Below are 19551 nucleotides of genomic sequence, written 5' to 3'. Positions count from 1 at the left end.
ACGTCCACGAGGAAAGGTGTCATCCGTGTCGCAGGTCGAAGAGTCCATCGAAGTCAACGTGCCGGTCCGCACCGCGTACAACCAGTGGACCCAGTTCGAGTCGTTCCCCCGTTTCATGGAGGGCGTGCAGCGAATCGAGCAGCGCACCGACAAACTCACCCACTGGGTGACGAAGATCGACGGCGTGGAGCGGGAGTTCGACGCGGCGATCACCGAGCAGATCCCCGACGAGCGCGTGGCCTGGACCACCGTCGAGGGCCAGGCCAAGCAGGCAGGCGTCGTCACTTTCCACCGCCTGGACGACACCCGCACCAAGGTCATGCTGCAGCTGAAGTACGACCCCGAGGGCCTGGCCGAAACGGTCGGCGACAAGCTCGGCCTCGTCAAGCGGCAGGTGACGGGCGACCTGGGTCGGTTCAAGCAGTTCATCGAGGAGCGCGGCGGCGTGGAGACCGGCGCGTGGCGCGGCGAGGTCTGACCTCGCCCCTGACGTGGAGAGCCCCGATCCGGAGAGGTCGGGGCTCTCGGCATGTCGGTCCCTGAGCGCCTGCCGCCGCCGCTGCCGCTGTCGTCCAGAATCCACTTTCGATACAAGGCCTAGGGGGCCAGTAAGGGTAGGCGGGCCCTGGCGGTATCCGTATCGTTTGGGTGGCCCGCGAGGCCGTTTTGGGGAATCCGTCGGCCCGTTCATCATGGTGGAAGGGGAAGCATGGACTCTCTGGCTGAGGCACTGCTCGCGGATGCCGGTCCCGAGGAACTGGAAAGACTGGCACTTCCCGGAGAATATCTGGCCGCGCATTTACGGGCGTCGGACGTCGGAATGTTCGACGGAGTGCCGGACAAGGACGTACGGAAATCCCTGCATGTGGGAATGGTGCCGATGCCGGACATCGCTCCCGACGAAGTCGTCGTGGCGGTCATGGCGAGTTCCATCAACTACAACACGGTCTGGTCGGCGACCTTCGAGCCGGTACCCACCTTTGCCTTCCTCAAGCGCAATGCCGGACAGGGCGGTTACGCGGCCCGGCACGATCTGCCGTACCACGTCGTCGGTTCGGACGCCGCCGGAGTCGTCGTGCGGGTCGGCGCGGGGGTGCGGCGCTGGCGGGTCGGCGACCACGCCGTCGTCACCTGTGTGCAGGTCGACGACGAGGAGCCGGCCACCCACGCCGATGCCATGCTCGGGGAGCAGCAGCGCATCTGGGGGTTCGAGACCAACTTCGGCGGGCTCGCCCACTACGCGGTCGTCCGGGCCGGCCAACTGCTGCCCAAGCCCCCGCACTTGACGTGGGAGGAGGCGGCCGGTGTGATGCTCACGGCTGCCACGTCCTACCGGATGCTGGTCAGCGACGCGGGTTCGCGGATCAAGCAGGGCGACGTCGTGCTGATCTGGGGGGCTGCCGGCGGACTCGGCGCCTTCGCCGTGCAACTGGTGAAGAACGCGGGTGGGATCCCGGTGGGGGTGGTCGGTTCCGAGCGCCGCGCCGACGTGCTGCGGCGGCTCGGCTGCGACGTGATCATCAACCGCGGCGAGATCGGCATGGGGGGTGACGATCCCCTCACTCCCGAGCGGACCATCGAACTCGGCAAACGACTCGGCCGTGAGATCCGGCGACAGGTGGGTGAGGACCCGCACGTCGTCTTCGACTACATAGGACGGGCCACCTTCGGAATCTCCGTCTTCGTGGTCCGTAAGGGCGGAATCGTGATCACCTGTGGTTCGAGCACCGGATATGATCACCATTTCGACAACCGCTATCTCTGGATGAACCTGAAGCGGATCATCGGTAGTCATGCCGCGAATCTTCAGGAACAGGCGGAATGCAACCGCCTCGTGAGGCTCGGCCGCCTTTTTCCGACTCTCTGCGATGTCTATCCGCTGGAGGGCGTTGCCGAAGCCGCCCGGCTGGTACAGACGAACGGGCATATCGGGAAGGTGGGAGTGTTGTGTCTGGCGCCGGAGGAGGGCCTCGGTGTCACCGACCCGGAACTTCGGTCCCGTATAGGAGAACAGCGGATCAATCCCCTGCGTGAATTCCGTCGCACCGAGGCGGTCTGACGTGCCGCACCGCAACGTGGGAATTCTCGCGACCGGTTCGTACGTGCCGAAGAACGAGGTCGGCAACGAGGCGATCGCGGCTCGCGCCGGGGTCACCGCGGAGTGGATCGAGCGCAAGACGCAGATCCGGTCCCGCCGGTTCGCGGCCCCGCACGAGGCGACGTCCGACCTCGCGATCCGGGCCGGCGCCGAGGCTCTGGCGCGGGCCGGCCTGAGCGCCGACCGGCTCGACTACATCATCGTGTCGACCTCCACCGGCGACTTTCCGCAGCCCCCCACCTCCTACCTGGTGCAGGACGGCCTCGACGCCCGCAGCGCCGCCTGTTTCGACGTCAACGTGGTCTGCAGCGGATTCGTCTACGCGCTGGCCCTCGCCCAGAGCCTGGTCGCCGTCCGACCCGAGGCGATCGTCCTGGTCATCGGCGCCGACCTCTACTCCCGCGTCCTCGACTTCGACGACCGCAGGACCGCCGTGCTGTTCGCGGACGGGGCCGGTGCCGCGCTCGTCGGGTCCGTTCCGGCGCCGTACGGGATGATCGGCGTCGAACTCGCCAGCCGGGGCGATGCCCACGGGCTGATCCGAGTCGAAGCCGGTGGCAGCAGGAATCCGGCCTCGGCGCGCACCGTCGCCGAAGGCGGCCACTTCTTCCGTATGGAAGGCCGCGAGGTGCGCGACTTCGTCGCTGAACACGTTCCGCCCGTGCTGACCACCCTCGCGGAGCGCGCCGGCGTCACGCTCGACGAGGTGGTCCACTTCGTCCCGCACCAGGCGAACGGAGTGATGCTCGACGAACTCGTCGCCCGGGCGGGCCTGGAGCGCGCACACACCCACCGCACTCTGGGCACCCACGGAAACATGGGCAGTGCCTCTGTCCCCGTCGCGCTCGACGAGGCCAACCGCTCCGGAGCCGTCTCGCCGGGTGACCTCGTGCTGCTCGCCGGATTCGGCGGCGGCATGTCCATCGGGGCGTCGCTACTGATCTGGGGAGCCACCGCCTGATCCGTGCGCGGCGCACTCCCCGCCCCGCCCACCGCCCCGTCCCACCCGCGCAGTCCCGGGGCCACGAACTCGCGAGATCCTCTCAAGAAAGCAGGGCTGTATGACCACGTCCACGTCCGCATCCACGACCACGGCACAGCCGGCGCGCGTCATCGACCGGGTCGGCGTCATCGGCAGCGGCATCATGGGAAGCGGCATCGCCGAAGTGTGTGCGAAAGCGGGACTCGACGTCGTCGTCGCGGTGTCCGCCGCCGCATCCCTGGAGTCGGGGCCGCGCCGCGTCGCGGGCTCGCTCGACCGGGCCGTCGCCAAGGGGCGGCTCACACCGCAGGAGCGTGACGCGGCGTTCGGCCGGGTCTCCTTCACGACGGATCTGGGTGAACTCGCCGACCGTCACCTGGTCATCGAGGCGGTGAAGGAGAGCGAACCACTGAAACTCGAGCTGTTCGCGAAGCTCGACAAGATCGTCGAGAGCCCCGACGCGATCCTGGCGTCCAACACTTCTTCCATTCCCATCGTCCGCCTGGCCCGCGCCACCGGCACTCCCGGCCGGGTCGTCGGCACGCACTTCTTCAACCCGGCCCCCGTGCTGCCGCTGGTGGAAGTAGTCGCCTCGGTACTGACAGGTGACCAAGTCGCCGATGACGTACAGCAGTTCGTCACCGACGTACTGGGCAAGAAGCCGGTGCGGTCCCCGGACCGGGCGGGCTTCCTTGTCAACGCGCTGCTCTTTCCGTATCTGCTCTCCGCGATCCGGATGGTCGAGTCCGGGCTCGCCACCGCCGAGACCGTGGACCAGGGCATGGTGCAGGGCTGCTCGCACCCCATGGGGCCGCTGCGGCTCGCGGACCTGATCGGGCTCGACACCACCGTCGCGATCGCCAGCGCCATGTACGAGGAGTTCAAGGAGCCGCTGTACGCGCCGCCCGCGCTGCTGCTGCGCATGGTTGAGGGCGGGATGCTCGGCAAGAAGTCGGGGCGGGGGTTCTACGCGTACGCGTAGAACCCCTCCGGGGCGGCGGTCCCCGGCGCAAAGGACGGGCCGGTGCGTCAGCCCACGTTGGGCTGACGCGTCGCCTTGCGGCCGAAGGCCCTGCTCTGCCGATGGTCCGTGGTGGCCCGGACCGTACGCTGCGCCGTGGCCTCCTGGAGCCAGTCGTCGGCGAGGTGCTGCTTCGCCGCCCGGGTCTTGCCGGGGAGCTGGGAGTACGCCACCTCGCGCACGAGGGGCTGCCGGAAGGCGTACTCGACCTCGCCGGGGATGGACGTCGGGCGACGCCGGTGCAGCAGCTGCTTACGCTCCAAGTGGGCCAAATGGCGGGCCACTTCATCCTGGTCGCGGTTGCCGAGCGCGGCCACCGCGCTCACCCATACCGTGTTGCCCACCACCGAGGCGTCCCGCAGCACCGCCTTCTGCACGGGCAACAGCGTGTCGAGGTGGGCGGCGATCACGGTCTGCACCGTGCCGGGCAGCGGAACCGGCGTCGGGGCCCGCTCCAGGTTCCGTTCCGCCCGCAGCGCGTGCACGTACTCCTTGGCGAACAGCGGGTTGCCGCCGACGCGGGCGACCAGGTCGGGATCCAGCGTGCCGCGCGTGCACCCCTCGACGAGGGTGTCCATGAGGTAGCCCGTCACCCGGTCCGGCAGTGGGTCCAGGGTGAGGATCAAGGCGTCCCGCTTGCCGCAACTCCACCGCGGCCGGGCCTGCAGCAGCTCGGGACGGCCGGTCACGAGCAGCATCAACGGCATCGTCGTCAGCTGTTCCACCACGTCGGCCACGGAGTCCATCAGAGCCTCTCCGGCCAGATGAATGTCCTCAAGGACGACCACGAGCGGCCGCTGGGCCGCGATCTCCTCGATGAACTGACGCCAGGCGGCAAAGACCGAGTCGAAGGTGTCGCGGTCCAGCGGCGCCGACTGCCGGCCCACCGCGAGGCACCGGCGCAGCCCGCGCAGCAGCTCAGCGCCCGGGACTCCGCTGCCGACCAGCCTGTGCACCGCCTCGACCAGTTTGTGGTCGGCGACGATGGGACTGTCGGAGGCGTCGATCCCGGCGTGCGCCTGGACGGTCGCGACCAGGGGCTCCACGCCGTGTCCCCCGCCGAACGGGGATACCCGCCCGATGAGTACGGAGCACGTGCGGCTCGCCAGGTCCGGGACGGACAGGTCCGGATCCTCGACGGCCCGCAGGAACTCGCCGGACAGCCGGGTCTTGCCGATCCCCGGTTCGCCGATCACCGTCACCAGGTGCGGGCGCCGGCGCCGCAGCGTGTCGCCGAGCAGGCCGGTCAGTATCTCCATCTCCCGCTCGCGGCCGAGAAAGGGAAAGAACACCTTGGACATGGGGGTGGGCTGCTCGACCCGCTTGATCTCCCAGCCCTGCTGGGGGTCGTTCGTCCAGGCCGCGCCGAACACGTCGCCGCCGATCTTGACCGTGCAGTCACAGATCCGGAGCCCGGCCGGCGGAGCGCCTGCCAGCAGCTGCTGGCACCGGTCGAAGACCTGACCCATCACCTCGGCGGGCTCGCTGTCGTCGTCGCTGTCGTAGGTGACCATCACCTCGCCCGTGGCGACGGCCAGTCGGCAGCCGCGCAGCAGTGCGACCGGCGCGACACCGTTGCCGGCCAGCTCGGTGGCGATGCGGTGACGGATGGCCAGCGCGGCACGGACGGCTCGCTCGGGGTCGTTCTCGTGCATCTTCGGCACGCCGAACAGGGCGAGCCAGTTGGCTCCCACCGAAGTGCGGAGCACTCCGCCGAACCGCTCCACCTCGTTCCTGACGACGGCCGCCACCTCCTTCTGCACGGCGTCGGCCTGCTCGGGGTCCTCGCGCCCCGAGGTCTGTGGTACCTGAGCCCGCACGAGAAGGACGGACACCCGCTTGCGTTCCACCATCACGGAGGACGAGGAGGGGGCGGAGGAGACAGCGGCGGCCGACGTCGCCGCCGGGGGCGGCGCCGGAGGCGGAGCGGCGTGCAGCGGCCGCTGGCGGGGGCTGAGCCAGCGCAGGTTGGACGGTGCGTCGGCAGTCTCTTCGCGGGCCGGGCCCGCGAGGTCGAGTTCCGGGGCGTGGGTGAGGATCGCCCGCTCCAGGCTGCGCAGCTCACGCCCCGGGTCGAGGCCGAACTCCTCGGTGAGCGCGGTCCGGGTCCGCTGGTAGGCGGCGAGCGCCTCGGGCTGGCGGCCGCAGCGGTACAGCGCCAGCATCAGCTGGCCGCTCAGCCGCTCGCGGGCCGGCGAGCACGAGAAGGTGCGCTCCAACTCGCCCACCAGGTCCCAGTGCCTGCCGAGCGCCAACTCGGCCTGCATGCAGTCCTCGAAGGCGGTCAGCCGCTGGTTCTGTACCACGTCGTGCTCCGGCCAGACGATGCCCTCCTCCGCCAGGTCGGAGAGGACCGGATCGCGCCACAGGCTGAGCGCCTTGCGCAGCGCGACAGAGGCCGGTTCCCATTGTTCGGCGGCGAGGTGCTTGCGGCCCTCGTCCGCGAGGGCCCGGAACACGGGGAGGTCGATCTGGCGCGGATCGATGCTCAGGAGGTAGCCGGGGGAGCGCGTCAGCAGTGCCACGTCCGGGGCGGGGGCGAGGATCCGGCGCAGTCCCGAGACCGCGTTCTGCACCATCTTGCGGCACGTGGGCGGGGCGTCGTGCCCCCATACAGCGCGGATGATGTTGCTGGTCGCGACGGCTTTGTTGGGATTGAGCAGCAGATAGCCGAGAACGGCCCGCTGATGGAGCCCACCCAGTGGTATCGGCTCCTCACCGGCCAGTACTTCGAGAGAACCCAGGATCTTGAACCGCATAACAGCCCCCGTCCCGCAAAAACATCCGGGTGAGTCAGGATCGCACTTTGATGGGGAAGAGCCGCTCCCTTGAGACCCCCGAGGTCATAGACCAGTGAATCAAAGTGTCCTGTACATTCTCAACGGTCGCCGGGACTGTGGCCAAAACCCCTCCCTGTGAAGGCAGTTGACGCGTGGGTCAGCCGATACGGGCGAGCAGCACGGCGCCGTGGAGGGAGGAGAGGCCACCCAGTGAGGCCCCTGCGACGCGTGGTGCAGGATGTCCGGGCCTGCTCAACGCCGTTGTGCGGGCTGCGACATCGGAGACCAGACCCTTGATGCCTTCGGCGAATCCGCCGCCGATCACGACCAACTCCGGACGGGCCAGTTCCGCGAGGCTCATCGCCGCGGCCGCGAGCGCCGCACAGCTCTTCTCGACGGCGGCCACCGCCCAGGGCTCGCGCTCGGCCACGGCGCTCCGGAGCAGTACGAAGTCGACCGGGCCACCCCGCAGCAGAGCGGCTCTGCGTAAGGTCGCGGGGCCGGAGGCGACGGCCTGCAGGCAGCCCTGCCGACCGCAGTCACACGTTGGCCCGAAATAGTCGATCGCCATATGGCCGATCTCGCAGGAACCCGCCTCCGGCCCCGGGAACGGACGTCCCTCGCGCACGATTCCGCCGCCGATCCCGGTGCCGACTCCGAGATAGACGAGGTGCGCGCGCCCGGCCACCCGGGCCTCGGCCAGTGCCGCCAGGTCGCCGTCGTCCGCCACCTGCACCGGGATGCCCGGGAAGAGGTCCCGCAGCGCCCCCCGCAGGTCCGCTCCGCGCCAGCCGGGCCGCCCCGGCCAGGCGACCACCCGCCCCGCGCTGTCCGTCGTCGCCGGCATCGCCACGCCGACCGCCGCCGGTGAGCGCCCCCAACTGGACAGCAACGTACGGACGTTGGACGCGAGCGTCCGAAAATCCCGCTCGGCGCCCGCCTCGGGACCGGGCCAACGGAAGGCGGTCTCCAGGGGAGCGTGACCGTCCGCCTCGATCCGCAGCGCCACCTTCGTGCCGCCGACATCGATCCCCAGATGTCCCGTGCCCGAATGCCCCATGACTCCTCCGAGCGCCCCTGCGCCGACCGGTCGCGGCGTCAGGTGCACACTAGGCTCTCGGTCGGCCATGTGCGGCGCTGTCTTCGCAGGTCAGGGGAGAGATAGGGGTTACTGACGCGAGGCGCTGCTACCTAGCTTCGGACGCGACGCACGTACGCCGGGAGAACCCGTGACGTACCCGAACCAGCATCTCGAAAGATGGGTAGCGACTCGTGATCAGCCGACGAACTGTTCTCCAGCTGGGCGGCACTTTGGCAGTGGCAGGGGCGGTGGGAGCCGCAGCGCCCCAAGCGGTCCGGGCCCACGCCGCCGGAGCGCCCTGGGGCAAACTACGCGCCCAGTTGCAAGGCGATCTCGTCCTTCCTTCCGACAGCGGCTACGACCTCGCCAAGCAGTTGGCCGTCGCGGAGTACGACGCCATCCACCCGCAGGGCATCGCCTACTGCGCGACGCCCGCCGACGTGGCGGCCGTCGTGAAGTTCGCGCAGGTTCACTCCATCCCCGCGCGCACCCGCAGCGGCGGCCACAACTTCGCCGGCTGGTCCACCGGCGAGGGCCTGGTCATCGACGTCTCCCGGATCAAGCACGTCCGGGTCGGCTCCTCGACGGTGCGTGTCGGCCCCGGCGCGATGTCCGTCGAGGCGCTCGCCGCCCTCAAGCCGTACAACAAGCAGATCGTCAGCGGCACCTGTCCGACCGTCTGCCCCGGTGGCTTCCTGACCGGCGGGGGCATCGGCTACCAGACCGCGAAGTTCGGGCTGGGCAGTGACCGGCTGGTCTCAGCGCGAGCCGTGCTCGCCGACGGCCGGCTGGTCACCGCGTCCGCGACCGAGGAACCCGACCTGTACTGGGCGCTGCGCGGCGGTGGCGGCGGAAACTTCGGCGTTCTCGTCGACTTCGAGGTGAGGCCGATCGACCAGCCGCGCGGCGTCTACTTCGCCACCTCCTGGCCGTGGGACAAGACCAAGGAGCTCGTCGAGGCATGGCAGGCGTGGAGCACGGCCGAGGAAGGCGAGCTGGGCTCCTCGCTCGGCGTCACCCTCGTCGACGCCAAGCCGGGCACCGTGCCCAGCGTCACGATCAACGGCGGGTACTGGGGCACCCAGGCGCAGTTGGAGGCCGGCCTCGACGCGCTGGCCGCGAACATAGGCGCCGCGCCGCTGAGCCGCTCGGTCACCGAGCTGGCATACGACGACGTCATGATGCGCGTGTACGGCTGCGAGCAGGTCACCGTGAAGCAGTGCCACCGTGTCGGGCAGAACGACGAGGCGACCATCCCGCGCGGCGGCGCCCTGCGCGAGCGGCACCGCCTCTTCTCCAAGCCGCTCGCGGGCTCGGCCCTCGCAGCGACCCTCGCGGCCTTCGACGCCGATCGTCACGCCGGACATGTGCGCTTCCTCGGCTTCAACCATTTGGGCGGCGCCGCCACCCGGCCCGGCCGCACCGACACCGCGTTCTGGCACCGTGACACCGAGTTCCTGATCGGCATCGGCGTAGCGCTGCCCACCGCCACACCGTCCGCCGAGGACGAGGCCGTCACCAAGGCCTGGGTGGACCGCGGCTACGGAGTCATGGACCCGCTCTCCAACGGTCACTCCTACCTCAACTTCCCCGACGAGCGGCTCACCGACTGGCGCGAGGCCTACTACGGCGGCAACTACGACCGGCTCGTCTCGGTGAAGCGGTCCTACGACCCGAGCAATTTCTTCAACCACCCGCAGAGTGTCGGTAGTTGAGCGGATCGACTACCCCGGGTCGCGGGCGTCCACTGCTTCGTGGACGGGGACGTGGGCGCCCGCGACGCCCCACTCAGCGGGGGACCTTCGCCACCAGAGCGCGGGCCGCCAGCCGGTAGCCCAGTGTGCCGAGCCCCACGATGACGCCGTCGGCCAGCGGGGCGAGCACCGACTCGTGCCGGAACGACTCGCGAGCCCACACATTCGATATGTGCACTTCCACGAACGGGTTGGGATACGCGGCGAGCGCGTCCCGCAGGCTCCAGCCGGCGATCATCAGCGCCCCGGGATTCACGATCGCCCCCACCGTGTCGTAGTTCTCGTGCACGGCCCGGACGAGTTCCCCCTCGCCGTCGTGCTGAATCGACCGGGTCCGCCAGCCGAGGGATGCGATTTCCTCGCCGACAGCCGCCTCGACATCGTCCAGCGTGTCCGTTCCGTAGATCTCCGGTTCCCGGCGTCCGAGTATGCCCAGGTTGGGTCCGTTCAACAGGAGCACGCTGCCCACTATTTCACCTCGTTCGACGGGTCGACTCATTGCGAGGTCGACGGTAGAAAAAGGTTAACGGGTGAGCTCGGAAAGCAGAGTTCGAGGCCCGCGGGAAATGTGGGTCAAGGGGGCTCTAGGGGTGCCCATAGGGGAGATGACATGCCCTGCGGCATTCGCTAGCGTGCTATCCGCCGACGGTGCCCGTCCGTGCATTGCATCGAGTGGAGGGCATTCCGTATGGCGTGACACATGCCTTTTCCCCGGTGCAGAACCCGATAGAGAGACGGTTGACTCATGAGTGGGAATCCTATGCAGGCGCCGGAATTCCCCGCCTGGCCCCAGTACGGCGACGAGGAACGGACCGCTCTGATCCGGGCCCTGGAGCAGGGACAGTGGTGGCGTATGGGCGGCGGTGAGGTCAACGCGTTCGAGAGCGAGTTCGCCGAGTACCACGGCGCCCCGTACGCGCTGGCCACCACCAACGGCACGCATGCTCTCGAACTGGCCCTCCAGGTCCTCGGCGTCGGCCCCGGCACCGAGGTCATCGTCCCCGCCTTCACGTTCATCTCCTCGTCCCAGGCGGCACAGCGGCTGGGCGCGGTCGCCGTCCCCGTGGACGTGGACCCCGACACGTACGCGATCGATCCCGCGGCCGTCGAGGCGGCCATCACCGAGCGCACCCGCGCGATCATGCCGGTCCACATGGCCGGGCACTTCGCCGACATGGACGCTCTGAACAAGCTGTCGGCCGCCACCGGAGTGCCGCTGATCCAGGATGCGGCGCACGCCCACGGTGCCCAGTGGCAGGGCAAGAAGGTCGGCGAGCTGGGCTCGGTCGCCGCGTTCAGCTTCCAGAACGGCAAACTGATGACCGCCGGCGAGGGGGGTGCCGTGCTCTTCCCCGACCGCGAGGGATACGACGCCGCGTTCCTGCGGCACAGCTGCGGACGGCCGCCGACGGACCGGCGCTACTTCCACCAGACGTCCGGCTCCAACTTCCGTCTCAACGAGTTCTCCGCGTCGGTGCTCCGCGCCCAACTGCGCCGCCTGGACGAGCAGATAGCCAGCCGCGAACAGCGCTGGCCCGAACTGGCCGGACAGCTCGCCGAGGTGCCGGGCGTCGTGCCCCAGTCCACCGACCCCCGCAACGACAGGGTCCCGCACTACATGGCGATGTTCCGGGTCCCTGGCATCACCGAGGAGCGGCGCAACGCCGTGGTGGACGCCCTCGTGGCACGGGGCCTGCCCGCCTTCGCCGGCTTCCGGGCGATCTACCGCACCGACGGCTTCTGGGAGACCGGCGCACCGCGGGAGTCCGTGGCCGACGTCGCCCGCCGCTGCCCCCACTCGGAGGCCATCAGCGCCGACGCGATCTGGCTGCACCACCGCACCCTGCTCGGTACCCAGGAGCAGGTCGGCCGGATCGCGGACATCGTCGCCGACACCCTGGCCACCCCGTGAGCTTCGCCCCGCCCGTACGGGTCGCCATCGTCGGTCTCGGCTGGGCCGGGCGCAGTATCTGGCTGCCACGCCTCCAAGCTCATCCCGCCTTCGAGGTGATGGCCGTCGTCGACCCGAGCGAGGCGGCACGGGCCCAGGCGGCCACCTTGGCTCCCGGAGCCAGGCTCCTCTCGGAACCGGGTGAGTTGGGTCCGGGCTCGGTGGACCTGGCCGTCGTCGCGGTGCCCAACCATCTGCACGCCGAGGTGGCAGCGCGGCTGCTCGCCCAGTCCACCTCGGTCTTCGTCGAGAAGCCCGTCTGCCTCGACTCCATCGAGGCCGAGCGGCTGGCCCTGGCCGAGCGGGCGGGCGGCGCGGTCCTGCTGTCCGGCAGCGCCGCCCGCCACCGCGCCGACGTACGCGCCCTGCGCGACCTCACCGCGACGCTGGGGCCCGTCCGCCATGTCGAAGCGGCATGGGTACGGGCCCGCGGGGTGCCCGACGCGGGCGGCTGGTTCACCCGGCGCCTCCTGTCCGGCGGCGGTGCTCTGGTCGACCTCGGCTGGCACCTTCTCGACACCGCGCTCCCCCTCCTCGGCGAGGTCGCCGCTTTCCCTCAGGCCACCGGGACCGTCTCCGGGGACTTCCTGCGGAGTGCGGCCTCCAGAGCGGCCTGGCGGGACACCCCCTCGGACGACGGGATCGCCGGGGACGTAGAGGACACCGCCCGCGGATTCCTCGTCGCGGACAACGGGACCTCCCTCGCACTGCACGCGAGCTGGGCCTCTCACGAGCAGTACGACACCACCCGCGTCACGGTCGAAGGCGCCGCCGGAACCGCCGTGCTCCGCTGCACCTTCGGGTTCAGCCCCAACCGCGAGGGCGACTCCCGGCTCACCGTCACCCGGGAGGGCCGGACCGAGCCGGTGCCGGTGCCGGGAGAGCCCGTCGGCGCCGAGTACGACCGTCAGCTCGACGAACTGCCCGCCATGCTGGCCGATCCCGCGGTCCACGGCCGGGCGATCGCCGAGGTGCGGCTCACCATCGGGGCGATCGAACGCCTCTACCGCTCCGCACGCCTCGCCGACCGGACCGCCGAGCCGGCGGGACACGGCCCGTCCTGACCTGCGGCCGCGCCGGTACCCCGGCGCGGCCCGGAGGAGGAGACCTCATGGAGTACAGCAACCTTCCCCTGACCGGCGGCCCCGACCAGCGCGAGGACCCCGACGTCCAGGCCGTCGTCTTCGACATGGACGGGGTGCTCGTGGACAGCTTCGCCGTGATGCGCGAGGCGTTCACGATCGCGTACGCGGAGGTCGTCGGTGCGGGACCACCCCCCTTCCAGGAGTACAACCGACACCTGGGGCGCTACTTCCCCGACATCATGCGGATCATGGGGCTGCCCCTGGAGATGGAGGAGCCGTTCGTCCGGGAGAGCTACCGGCTCGCCCACCGGGTCACCATGTTCGAGGGCATCCCCGACCTCCTGACGAGCCTGCGCGGGCGCGGCATCGGGCTCGCCGTCGCCACCGGCAAGAGCGGGGCGCGGGCCAGATCGCTGCTCGACAAGGTCGGCATCCTGGCACTCTTCGACCACGTCATCGGCGGCGATGAGGTGCCCAGGGCCAAGCCGGCCCCCGACATGGTCCTGCGCGCCCTCGACCTCCTCGATGTGCGCGCCGAACAGGCCCTGATGATCGGCGACGCCGTCACCGACCTGCAGAGCGCCCGTGCCGCCGGGGTCCGCGCGGTGGCCGCCCTGTGGGGCGAGGCGCCCGAGGCGGACCTGCTCGCCCAGCATCCGGACGCGGCGCTGCACAGCCCGCGTGAGCTGCACGAACTGCTACCCCGGGTGCCGGTGCACTGAGGAGCGGCCGTACGGACGGAAATGCGTACGGACGGAAATGCGTACGGACAGCAAAAAAGGGGGCCCACGCGTCGCATCGCGTGGGCCCTCTCGTCATGGACGACGCCGCCTCAGACGGGCAGTGGTGCCCCGGCGAGCAACTCACGCACGTGACCGGGAAGGCCGGCGTCCGGCGCCAGGGCCGAGCGCAGCGCGTGCGCGGCCAGCGTCTCGTCCGCGACACCGACGCCCAGCCTGCGGTGGGTCAGCCGGGCGTGATCGAAGAGCAGATAGCCGAGCGGGGCGGGCCCGGAGTGCTCAGCGACCAGCGTCCGCAAGGTGTGGCCGTACCGCTCCCAGCACGCGACGCCGTTCCATCGGAGGTCGGCCGCCTGCAGGGCCGCCGTCTCCACGGCGGGGCCGCGCCGCCGGGCGAGCTCCGCACGGGAGCGGCCGGACAGGCCGCCCGTCCAGTGCTGCCAGCACTGGAAGAGGAACGCCGAGCGGTCCTTGGGCGCGAGCAGCTCGGTGATCTGGGCGAGGTGGAGGAACGCCACCCCGAGCCCCGAGCCCTTGAAGTCCTCCCCGCGCCGCAGTCCCAGCGCCAGATCGCTGGAGGCCGAGGCGAGCGCGGCGGCGAGTTCCACCGTGCCGGGATCGAGATATTTGGCGGTGGGGGGTTCGTAGTGGTCCCAGACGACGGACTGCTGGTACGTGCCGGAGGTCCGCCCGATTTCCTGGCCGATGCGCTGGACGACCTCCGGCCGCGCTCGCAGCCACAGCGCGAGGTGCGGGCCGTAATGGTCCTCGAGTCGCTCGAAGTACCAAAGGGCCTCGTTGTCCTCCGCGTAGAGCAGATCGACTATTTCGTGGACCAGGGGAGGTATTTCTGGAACGGATTCTTCCGAGCGCTGAATCGAGCCTGCTGCCTCCCTCGGTGTCAGGGGTTCGAGGAGCCGGACGAACAACCAATTGCGCGTCATGAAACCGAGCGTAGTGTTCCCGGCGGACCCAATTCCAGACGGCCCGGACGAAAGGGTGCCGCGGATAAAAGTTAGGGATGTCGTAGGGGGTGGTGCAGGGGTGGTGCGCGCGTAATACCCGTACAGAATCGTGTGCGGTACGGAGCGTTTGCGGACTGTGGTCCGAAATACGCCCGCCCGCTTATCGGTTGGCCCGTTCACAAGGGGATGTGGGGACATGCTGCGCACCGAACTCATTCGGCCGCTGCCCGAGTTGCTCCGGTCGCACGCCGAACGCTACGGGGAGAAGACTGCCTTCCACGACAGTCGGCGCGGTGTGACCTATGCCGAACTCGAACTGCGCACCCGCAGGATCGCCGGACACCTGGCAGGACTGCGCCTGCAGCCCGGCGACCGTGCGGCCATCCTGCTCGGCAACCGCGTGGAGACGGTGGAGAGCTACCTCGCCGTCGTGCGCGCGAGCGCGGTCGGCGTCCCCCTCAACCCGCAGGCCACCGAGGCCGAGATCGGCTACCTCCTGGACGACAGCGGAGCCCGCGTCGTCATCACCGACGCGGCCCACGTCGAGCTGGTCGGACGGCTGGTCACCGACCGCCCCGATCTGCGGGTCGTCGTCGTCGCCACCGGCGGCATCCCGGAGGGCGCACCGCTCGGCACCGTCTCCTTCGAGACCATGGCGGCCACCGAACCCGCCGCGCAGGCCCGTGACGATCTCGGCCTGGACGACATCGCCTGGACCCTCTACACCTCGGGCACCACCGGGCGCCCCAAGGGCGTCATGTCCAGCCAGCGCAACTGCCTCTGGTCGGTGGCCGCCTGCTACGTGCCGATCCCCGGGCTCAGCGCCGAGGACCGGGTCGTATGGCCGCTGCCGCTCTTCCACAGCCTGTCGCACATCGTCTGTGTCCTCGGGGTCACGGCGGTCGGCGCGACTGCCCGCATCGTCGACGGCTTCTCGGCCGACGAGGTGCTCGACGCGCTGCGAGCCGACTCCGCCACCTTCCTCGCCGGTGTCCCCACCATGTACCACTACCTGGTGCGGGCCGCCCGCGAGGGCGGCTTCGAAGCCCCCGACCTGCGCATGTGCCTGGTCGGCGGCGCGATCACCACGGCTGCGCTGCGCCGCTCCTTCGAGGAGGCCTTCCACGCCCCGCTCCTCGATGCCTACGGCTCCACCGAGACCTGTGGCTCCATCACCATCAACTGGCCGGTCGGCGCCCGCGTCGAGGGCTCCTGCGGCCTGCCGGTGCCCGGCCTCGGCGTACGGCTCGTCGACACGGAGACCGGACTGGACGCCGCCCCCGGCGCCGAGGGTGAGGTGTGGGTGCGCGGCCCGAGCGTCATGGCCGGCTACCACAACCAGCCCGAGGCGACCGCCGAGGTCCTGCGCGACGGCTGGTACCGCACCGGCGACCTGGCCCGCCGCGACGCGGACGGCTACTTCACCATCACCGGCCGCATCAAGGAACTCATCATCCGCGGCGGCGAGAACATCCACCCCGGCGAGGTGGAGGAGGTTCTGCGCGGCGTCCCCGGCGTCGCGGACGCCGCGGTCGTCGGCAAGCCCCACGAGGTGCTCGGCGAAGTTCCCGTCGCGTTCCTGGTCGCCGGGCCCCAGGGCATCGTCCCGGAACTCGCCCTCGCCGCCTGCCGCGAACAGCTCTCGTACTACAAGATCCCGGAGGAGCTGTACGAGATCGACCGCGTCCCGCGCACCGCCTCCGGCAAGACCACCCGGCACGTCCTGCTCGACCTGCCCGCCCGGCTGCGCGCGGTGGGCGCGAGCCACTACGAGTCGCTGTTCCGCCTCGACTGGGAACCCCTCCCGTCCGTCCCCGCCCCGCAGCCGCCCGCCGAGGGCCGCTGGGCGGTGTCGGGGCCGGACGTCTTCGGCCTTGCCCCGGCGCAGGCCGACACGGCCCTGACGGTCGAACACCACGAAGGCCTCCCGCCCGCCGCCGCCGATGTCACCGTTCTCTCCTCGGACAACGTTCCGTTCGCCGCGCACGGGCCGCACCCGGCAGCGGACCTGCGCACGTCGCTGGACGCACTCAGGTGCCGGACACAGAACTGGCTGGAGAGCGAACTCACGGACTCCGCACGCCTTTTGCTGCTCACACGCGGCGCCGTCGCGACAGGCGGGGACGAGCACGCGGGCCCCATCGGCGACCTTCCCGCGTGGGGGCTGGTGCGCAGCCTCCAGGCCGCGCACCCGGACCGGATCGTGCTGGCCGACGTGGACGACGACCCGCGGTCCATGGCGGCCCTGCCGCTGGCCCTGGCCTCCGGCGAACCGCAGGTCGCCGTCCGCGCCGGCGTCGTCCTGCGGCCCCGGCTCGCCCGGATCGCCCCGGCGGCCCAGCAGGATTCCGCCCACCGGCTGGGCCCGGACGCGACCGTTCTGGTGACCGGTGCCGGCGAGGCCAGGGGAGGCGCTGTCGCGCGCCACCTGGTGCACGCGCGCGGCGTGCGCCGGCTGCTCCTGCTGAGCTCCTGCGGCAGCGGTGATCACGTGGCCGACGACCTGGCCGCCGAACTGCGCGCCGCCGATGCCGACGTGACGCTCGTGGCGTGCGAGCCCGCCGACCACGAGGCGCTCGCCCAGACCCTGGCCGGCTACGCCCATCCGCTCACCGCCGTCGTGCACGCGGCGGGCGCCACCCCGGCCGCGGGCCTGGAGCGGGTGATCGACGGTGCCTTCAACCTCCACCGACTCATCGGGTACGACACCGAGTTCGTCGTCTTCTCGTCCGCCGGCGGACTTCTCGGCACCGCGGGACACGAGGAGCAGTCCGCGGCCGCCGCGGCCCTGGACGCCCTGGTACGGCACCGCGCGTCCCTCGGCATGCCCGCCCTCTCGCTGGCCTGGGGCCCGTGGGACAGCGCCGACCTGCCCGCCCCGACCGGTGTCGGTGTCCTACCCCTTCAGGAGAGCCTCGCCACGTTCGAGGCGGCCCTGCTGGCCGGTGGGACCCACCTGGTGGCCATCCGCCCGCAGGCCGACGCGCTCGGTTCCGGCACCGTCCCGGCACCTCTGCGCGGTCTCATCGAGACCCCGGCGAGGGCCGCGCGCGCCGACGCGGGCACGACCACCGAACTCGGCCGCAGGCTCGCCGTGTTGAGCCGTTCCGAACAGGACCACGAGCTCCTGGAACTGGTGCGCTCCGCCGCCGCCGAGGTCCGCCCCCTGGAGGGTGTCGTCGCAGCGGAGAGGGCATTCAAGGAACTCGGATTCACCTCGCTGACCGCGGTCGAACTCCGCAACCGCCTCACCGGGTCCACCGGCCTCGCGCTGCCCGTGACCCTTGCCTTCGACCACCCCACCCCGGCTGCCGTCGCCCGCCATCTGCGGGACCTGCTGTTCGGCGGCGAGGAGGCCTCGACGCAGGCGCGGCCGCGCGCCGCCGCCTACGACGAGCCGATCGCGATCGTCGCCATGGCCTGCCGGCTGCCCGGGAAAGTCACCTCCCCCGAGGACCTGTGGAACCTGGTGGCGGAAGGCCGGGAAGGCCTCACCGACTTCCCCGCCGACCGCGGCTGGGACCTCGACGGGCTGTACGACCCGGACTCCACCCGGCCGGGAACCTCGTACGTCCGCAAGGGCGGCTTCCTCGACGGCGTGGGCGACTTCGACGCGGAGCTGTTCGGGGTGTCGCCGCGTGAGGCGCTGGCGATGGATCCGCAGCAGCGGCTGCTGCTCGAAGTGTCCTGGGAGGCGTTCGAACGGGCCGGTATCGACCCGACCTCCCTCAAGGGGCAGGACGTCGGAGTCTTCTCCGGAGTGATGTACCACGACTACGCGAGCAGGCTGGACCAGGCGCCCGAAGACCTCGAAGGCTACTTGGGTACGGGCAATTCGGGCAGCGTGGCCTCCGGCCGGGTGTCCTACACGCTGGGGCTCGAGGGTCCCGCGGTGACGGTGGACACGGCGTGCTCGTCGTCGCTGGTGGCGTTGCACCTGGCGGCGCAGGCGCTGCGCAGCGGTGAGTGCACGATGGCCCTGGCCGGCGGTGTCGCCGTCATGTCCCAGCCGACCTCCTTCGTCGAGTTCTCCCGCCAGCAGGCCCTCGCCGCGGACGGCCGCTGCAAGCCGTTCGCCGAAGCGGCCGACGGAACCAACTGGTCCGAGGGTGTCGGGGTGTTGCTGGTGGAGCGGCTGTCGGACGCGCGTCGGCTCGGGCATCGGGTGCTCGCGGTGGTGCGGGGTTCGGCGGTGAACCAGGACGGTGCGTCGAACGGTCTGACGGCGCCGAACGGTCCTTCGCAGGAGCGGGTGATCCGGGCCGCCCTGGCCAGTGCGGGGGTGTCGGGCGCCGATGTGGATGTGGTGGAGGCGCACGGCACGGGGACCAAGCTCGGTGATCCGATCGAGGCGCAGGCCGTTCTTGCCACGTACGGTCAGGCGCACTCCAGTGAACAGCCGTTGTGGCTGGGGTCGTTGAAGTCGAACATCGGGCATACGCAGGCGGCGGCCGGTGTGGCCGGTGTGATCAAGATGGTGGAGGCGCTGCGACGCGGGGTCCTTCCCCGCATGCTGCATGTGGATGAGCCCTCGTCGCATGTGGACTGGTCGACGGGCGGAGTGGAGCTTCTGGCGGAGTCGCGGGCATGGCCGGAGGTGGACCGGGTGCGGCGCGCGGGGGTCTCCTCGTTCGGTGTGAGCGGCACCAACGCCCACGTCATCCTGGAACAAGTCCCAGAGGAAACACCCGAGTCGAGCGATGTCGAGCCTTCCGGCGTCGTTCCCTGGGTGCTGTCGGGTCGTGGCGCTGCGGCGCTGTCCGCGCAGGCGGAGAAGCTCGCCGCGCACGTACGGGACGCCGACGGCATTCCCCTGGCCGAGACCGGCCGGTCCCTGGTGTCGACGCGGGCTCAACTGAGTGACCGGGCTGTCGTGCTGGCCGGTTCGGGTGAGGGGGCGTTGGCGGGGCTGGATGCTCTGGCGCAGGGTGTGCCTGCTGCGCAGGTGGTGAGCGGGGTCGCTGATGTGGATGGCAAGCGGGTGTTTGTGTTTCCGGGGCAGGGGACGCAGTGGGTGGGGATGGCGGTGGATTTGTTGGACAGTTCGCCGGTGTTTGCTGGGGTGATGGGTGAGGTTGCCGAGGCTTTGGCGCC

The 19551-nt window shown here is 70.6% G+C and carries 13 protein-coding genes; 9 read left to right on the top strand and 4 right to left on the bottom strand.

Annotated features, from left to right (window positions below; translation table 11 throughout):
* Window positions 1-25 precede the first annotated feature (25 nt).
* From ABZ953_RS27735 to ABZ953_RS27720, 4 genes are all read left to right on the top strand, one after another.
* Window positions 26-478 (top strand): SRPBCC family protein, encoded by a 453-nt coding sequence (locus ABZ953_RS27735; RefSeq protein WP_361728921.1) that lies wholly within the window; start codon window positions 26-28, stop codon window positions 476-478.
* A gap of 231 nt (window positions 479-709) precedes the next feature.
* The gene (ccrA, locus tag ABZ953_RS27730; RefSeq protein ID WP_361728918.1) at window positions 710-2059 is read left to right on the top strand and encodes a crotonyl-CoA carboxylase/reductase; all 1350 of its coding nucleotides are present in this window, start codon (window positions 710-712) and stop codon (window positions 2057-2059) included.
* A 1-nt stretch (window position 2060) separates the two neighbouring features.
* Window positions 2061-3059 (top strand): ketoacyl-ACP synthase III, encoded by a 999-nt coding sequence (locus ABZ953_RS27725; RefSeq protein ID WP_361728915.1) that lies wholly within the window; start codon window positions 2061-2063, stop codon window positions 3057-3059.
* A 100-nt stretch (window positions 3060-3159) separates the two neighbouring features.
* Window positions 3160-4062 (top strand): 3-hydroxybutyryl-CoA dehydrogenase, encoded by a 903-nt coding sequence (locus ABZ953_RS27720; protein WP_361728912.1) that lies wholly within the window; start codon window positions 3160-3162, stop codon window positions 4060-4062.
* 47 nt (window positions 4063-4109) lie between these two features.
* Here ABZ953_RS27720 and ABZ953_RS27715 read toward each other — a convergent pair whose 3' ends face one another.
* Window positions 4110-6860: a BTAD domain-containing putative transcriptional regulator gene (locus tag ABZ953_RS27715; protein ID WP_361728910.1), complete on the bottom strand. Its 2751-nt coding sequence runs from the start codon at window positions 6858-6860 to the stop codon at window positions 4110-4112.
* Between the two features lie 178 nt (window positions 6861-7038).
* Window positions 7039-7941: an ROK family protein gene (locus ABZ953_RS27710; protein WP_361728908.1), complete on the bottom strand. Its 903-nt coding sequence runs from the start codon at window positions 7939-7941 to the stop codon at window positions 7039-7041.
* A 269-nt stretch (window positions 7942-8210) separates the two neighbouring features.
* Here ABZ953_RS27710 and ABZ953_RS27705 point away from each other — a divergent pair, with 269 nt between their 5' ends.
* The gene (locus tag ABZ953_RS27705; RefSeq protein WP_361728905.1) at window positions 8211-9677 is read left to right on the top strand and encodes an FAD-dependent oxidoreductase; all 1467 of its coding nucleotides are present in this window, start codon (window positions 8211-8213) and stop codon (window positions 9675-9677) included.
* A gap of 73 nt (window positions 9678-9750) precedes the next feature.
* Here the strand turns inward: ABZ953_RS27705 and ABZ953_RS27700 are convergent, their stop codons facing one another.
* On the bottom strand, window positions 9751-10185 hold the full coding sequence (locus tag ABZ953_RS27700; protein ID WP_361729321.1) for a type II 3-dehydroquinate dehydratase: 435 nt from the start codon (window positions 10183-10185) through the stop codon (window positions 9751-9753).
* 276 nt (window positions 10186-10461) lie between these two features.
* Here ABZ953_RS27700 and ABZ953_RS27695 point away from each other — a divergent pair, with 276 nt between their 5' ends.
* Genes ABZ953_RS27695 through ABZ953_RS27685 form a run of 3 tightly spaced genes read left to right on the top strand, consistent with a single transcriptional unit; the run spans window position 10462 to window position 13474 of the window.
* Window positions 10462-11628, top strand: coding sequence for a DegT/DnrJ/EryC1/StrS family aminotransferase (locus ABZ953_RS27695; protein WP_361728902.1), 1167 nt, complete (start codon window positions 10462-10464; stop codon window positions 11626-11628).
* Entirely contained in the window at window positions 11625-12731 is a 1107-nt protein-coding gene (locus ABZ953_RS27690; RefSeq protein WP_361728898.1) for a Gfo/Idh/MocA family oxidoreductase, read from the top strand. The genes ABZ953_RS27695 and ABZ953_RS27690 overlap by 4 nt, the downstream gene beginning before the upstream one ends.
* 47 nt (window positions 12732-12778) lie before the next feature.
* Window positions 12779-13474, top strand: a complete 696-nt coding sequence (locus ABZ953_RS27685) for an HAD-IA family hydrolase (RefSeq protein WP_361728895.1) — start codon at window positions 12779-12781, stop codon at window positions 13472-13474.
* Window positions 13475-13584: 110 nt separating this feature from the next.
* On the opposite strand, the gene ABZ953_RS27680 is transcribed toward ABZ953_RS27685, so the two are convergent.
* Complete coding sequence (locus ABZ953_RS27680) at window positions 13585-14436, bottom strand: lantibiotic dehydratase C-terminal domain-containing protein (RefSeq protein WP_361728892.1); 852 nt, start codon at window positions 14434-14436, stop codon at window positions 13585-13587.
* Window positions 14437-14653: 217 nt separating this feature from the next.
* Here ABZ953_RS27680 and ABZ953_RS27675 point away from each other — a divergent pair.
* Window positions 14654-19551 (top strand): beta-ketoacyl synthase N-terminal-like domain-containing protein (locus ABZ953_RS27675; RefSeq protein WP_361728889.1); only part of this gene is annotated, 4898 nt, incomplete at its 3' end.

Origin of the sequence: Streptomyces sp. NPDC046465 (genome assembly GCF_040646035.1) — a bacterium.
Lineage (GTDB): Bacteria > Actinomycetota > Actinomycetes > Streptomycetales > Streptomycetaceae > Streptomyces.
This window is presented reverse-complemented; position numbering and strand designations above follow the sequence as displayed.

Excerpts from the sequence above, each read along its gene's own strand:
- ABZ953_RS27710 (WP_361728908.1), bottom strand. The coding sequence starts at position 7,941 with ATGGGGCATTCGGGCACGGGACATCTGGGGATCGATGTCGGCGGCACG.
- ABZ953_RS27715 (WP_361728910.1), bottom strand. The coding sequence starts at position 6,860 with ATGCGGTTCAAGATCCTGGGTTCTCTCGAAGTACTGGCCGGTGAGGAG.
- ABZ953_RS27720 (WP_361728912.1), top strand. The coding sequence starts at position 3,160 with ATGACCACGTCCACGTCCGCATCCACGACCACGGCACAGCCGGCGCGC.
- ABZ953_RS27680 (WP_361728892.1), bottom strand. The coding sequence starts at position 14,436 with ATGACGCGCAATTGGTTGTTCGTCCGGCTCCTCGAACCCCTGACACCG.
- ABZ953_RS27695 (WP_361728902.1), top strand. The coding sequence starts at position 10,462 with ATGAGTGGGAATCCTATGCAGGCGCCGGAATTCCCCGCCTGGCCCCAG.
- ABZ953_RS27685 (WP_361728895.1), top strand. The coding sequence starts at position 12,779 with ATGGAGTACAGCAACCTTCCCCTGACCGGCGGCCCCGACCAGCGCGAG.
- ccrA (WP_361728918.1), top strand. The coding sequence starts at position 710 with ATGGACTCTCTGGCTGAGGCACTGCTCGCGGATGCCGGTCCCGAGGAA.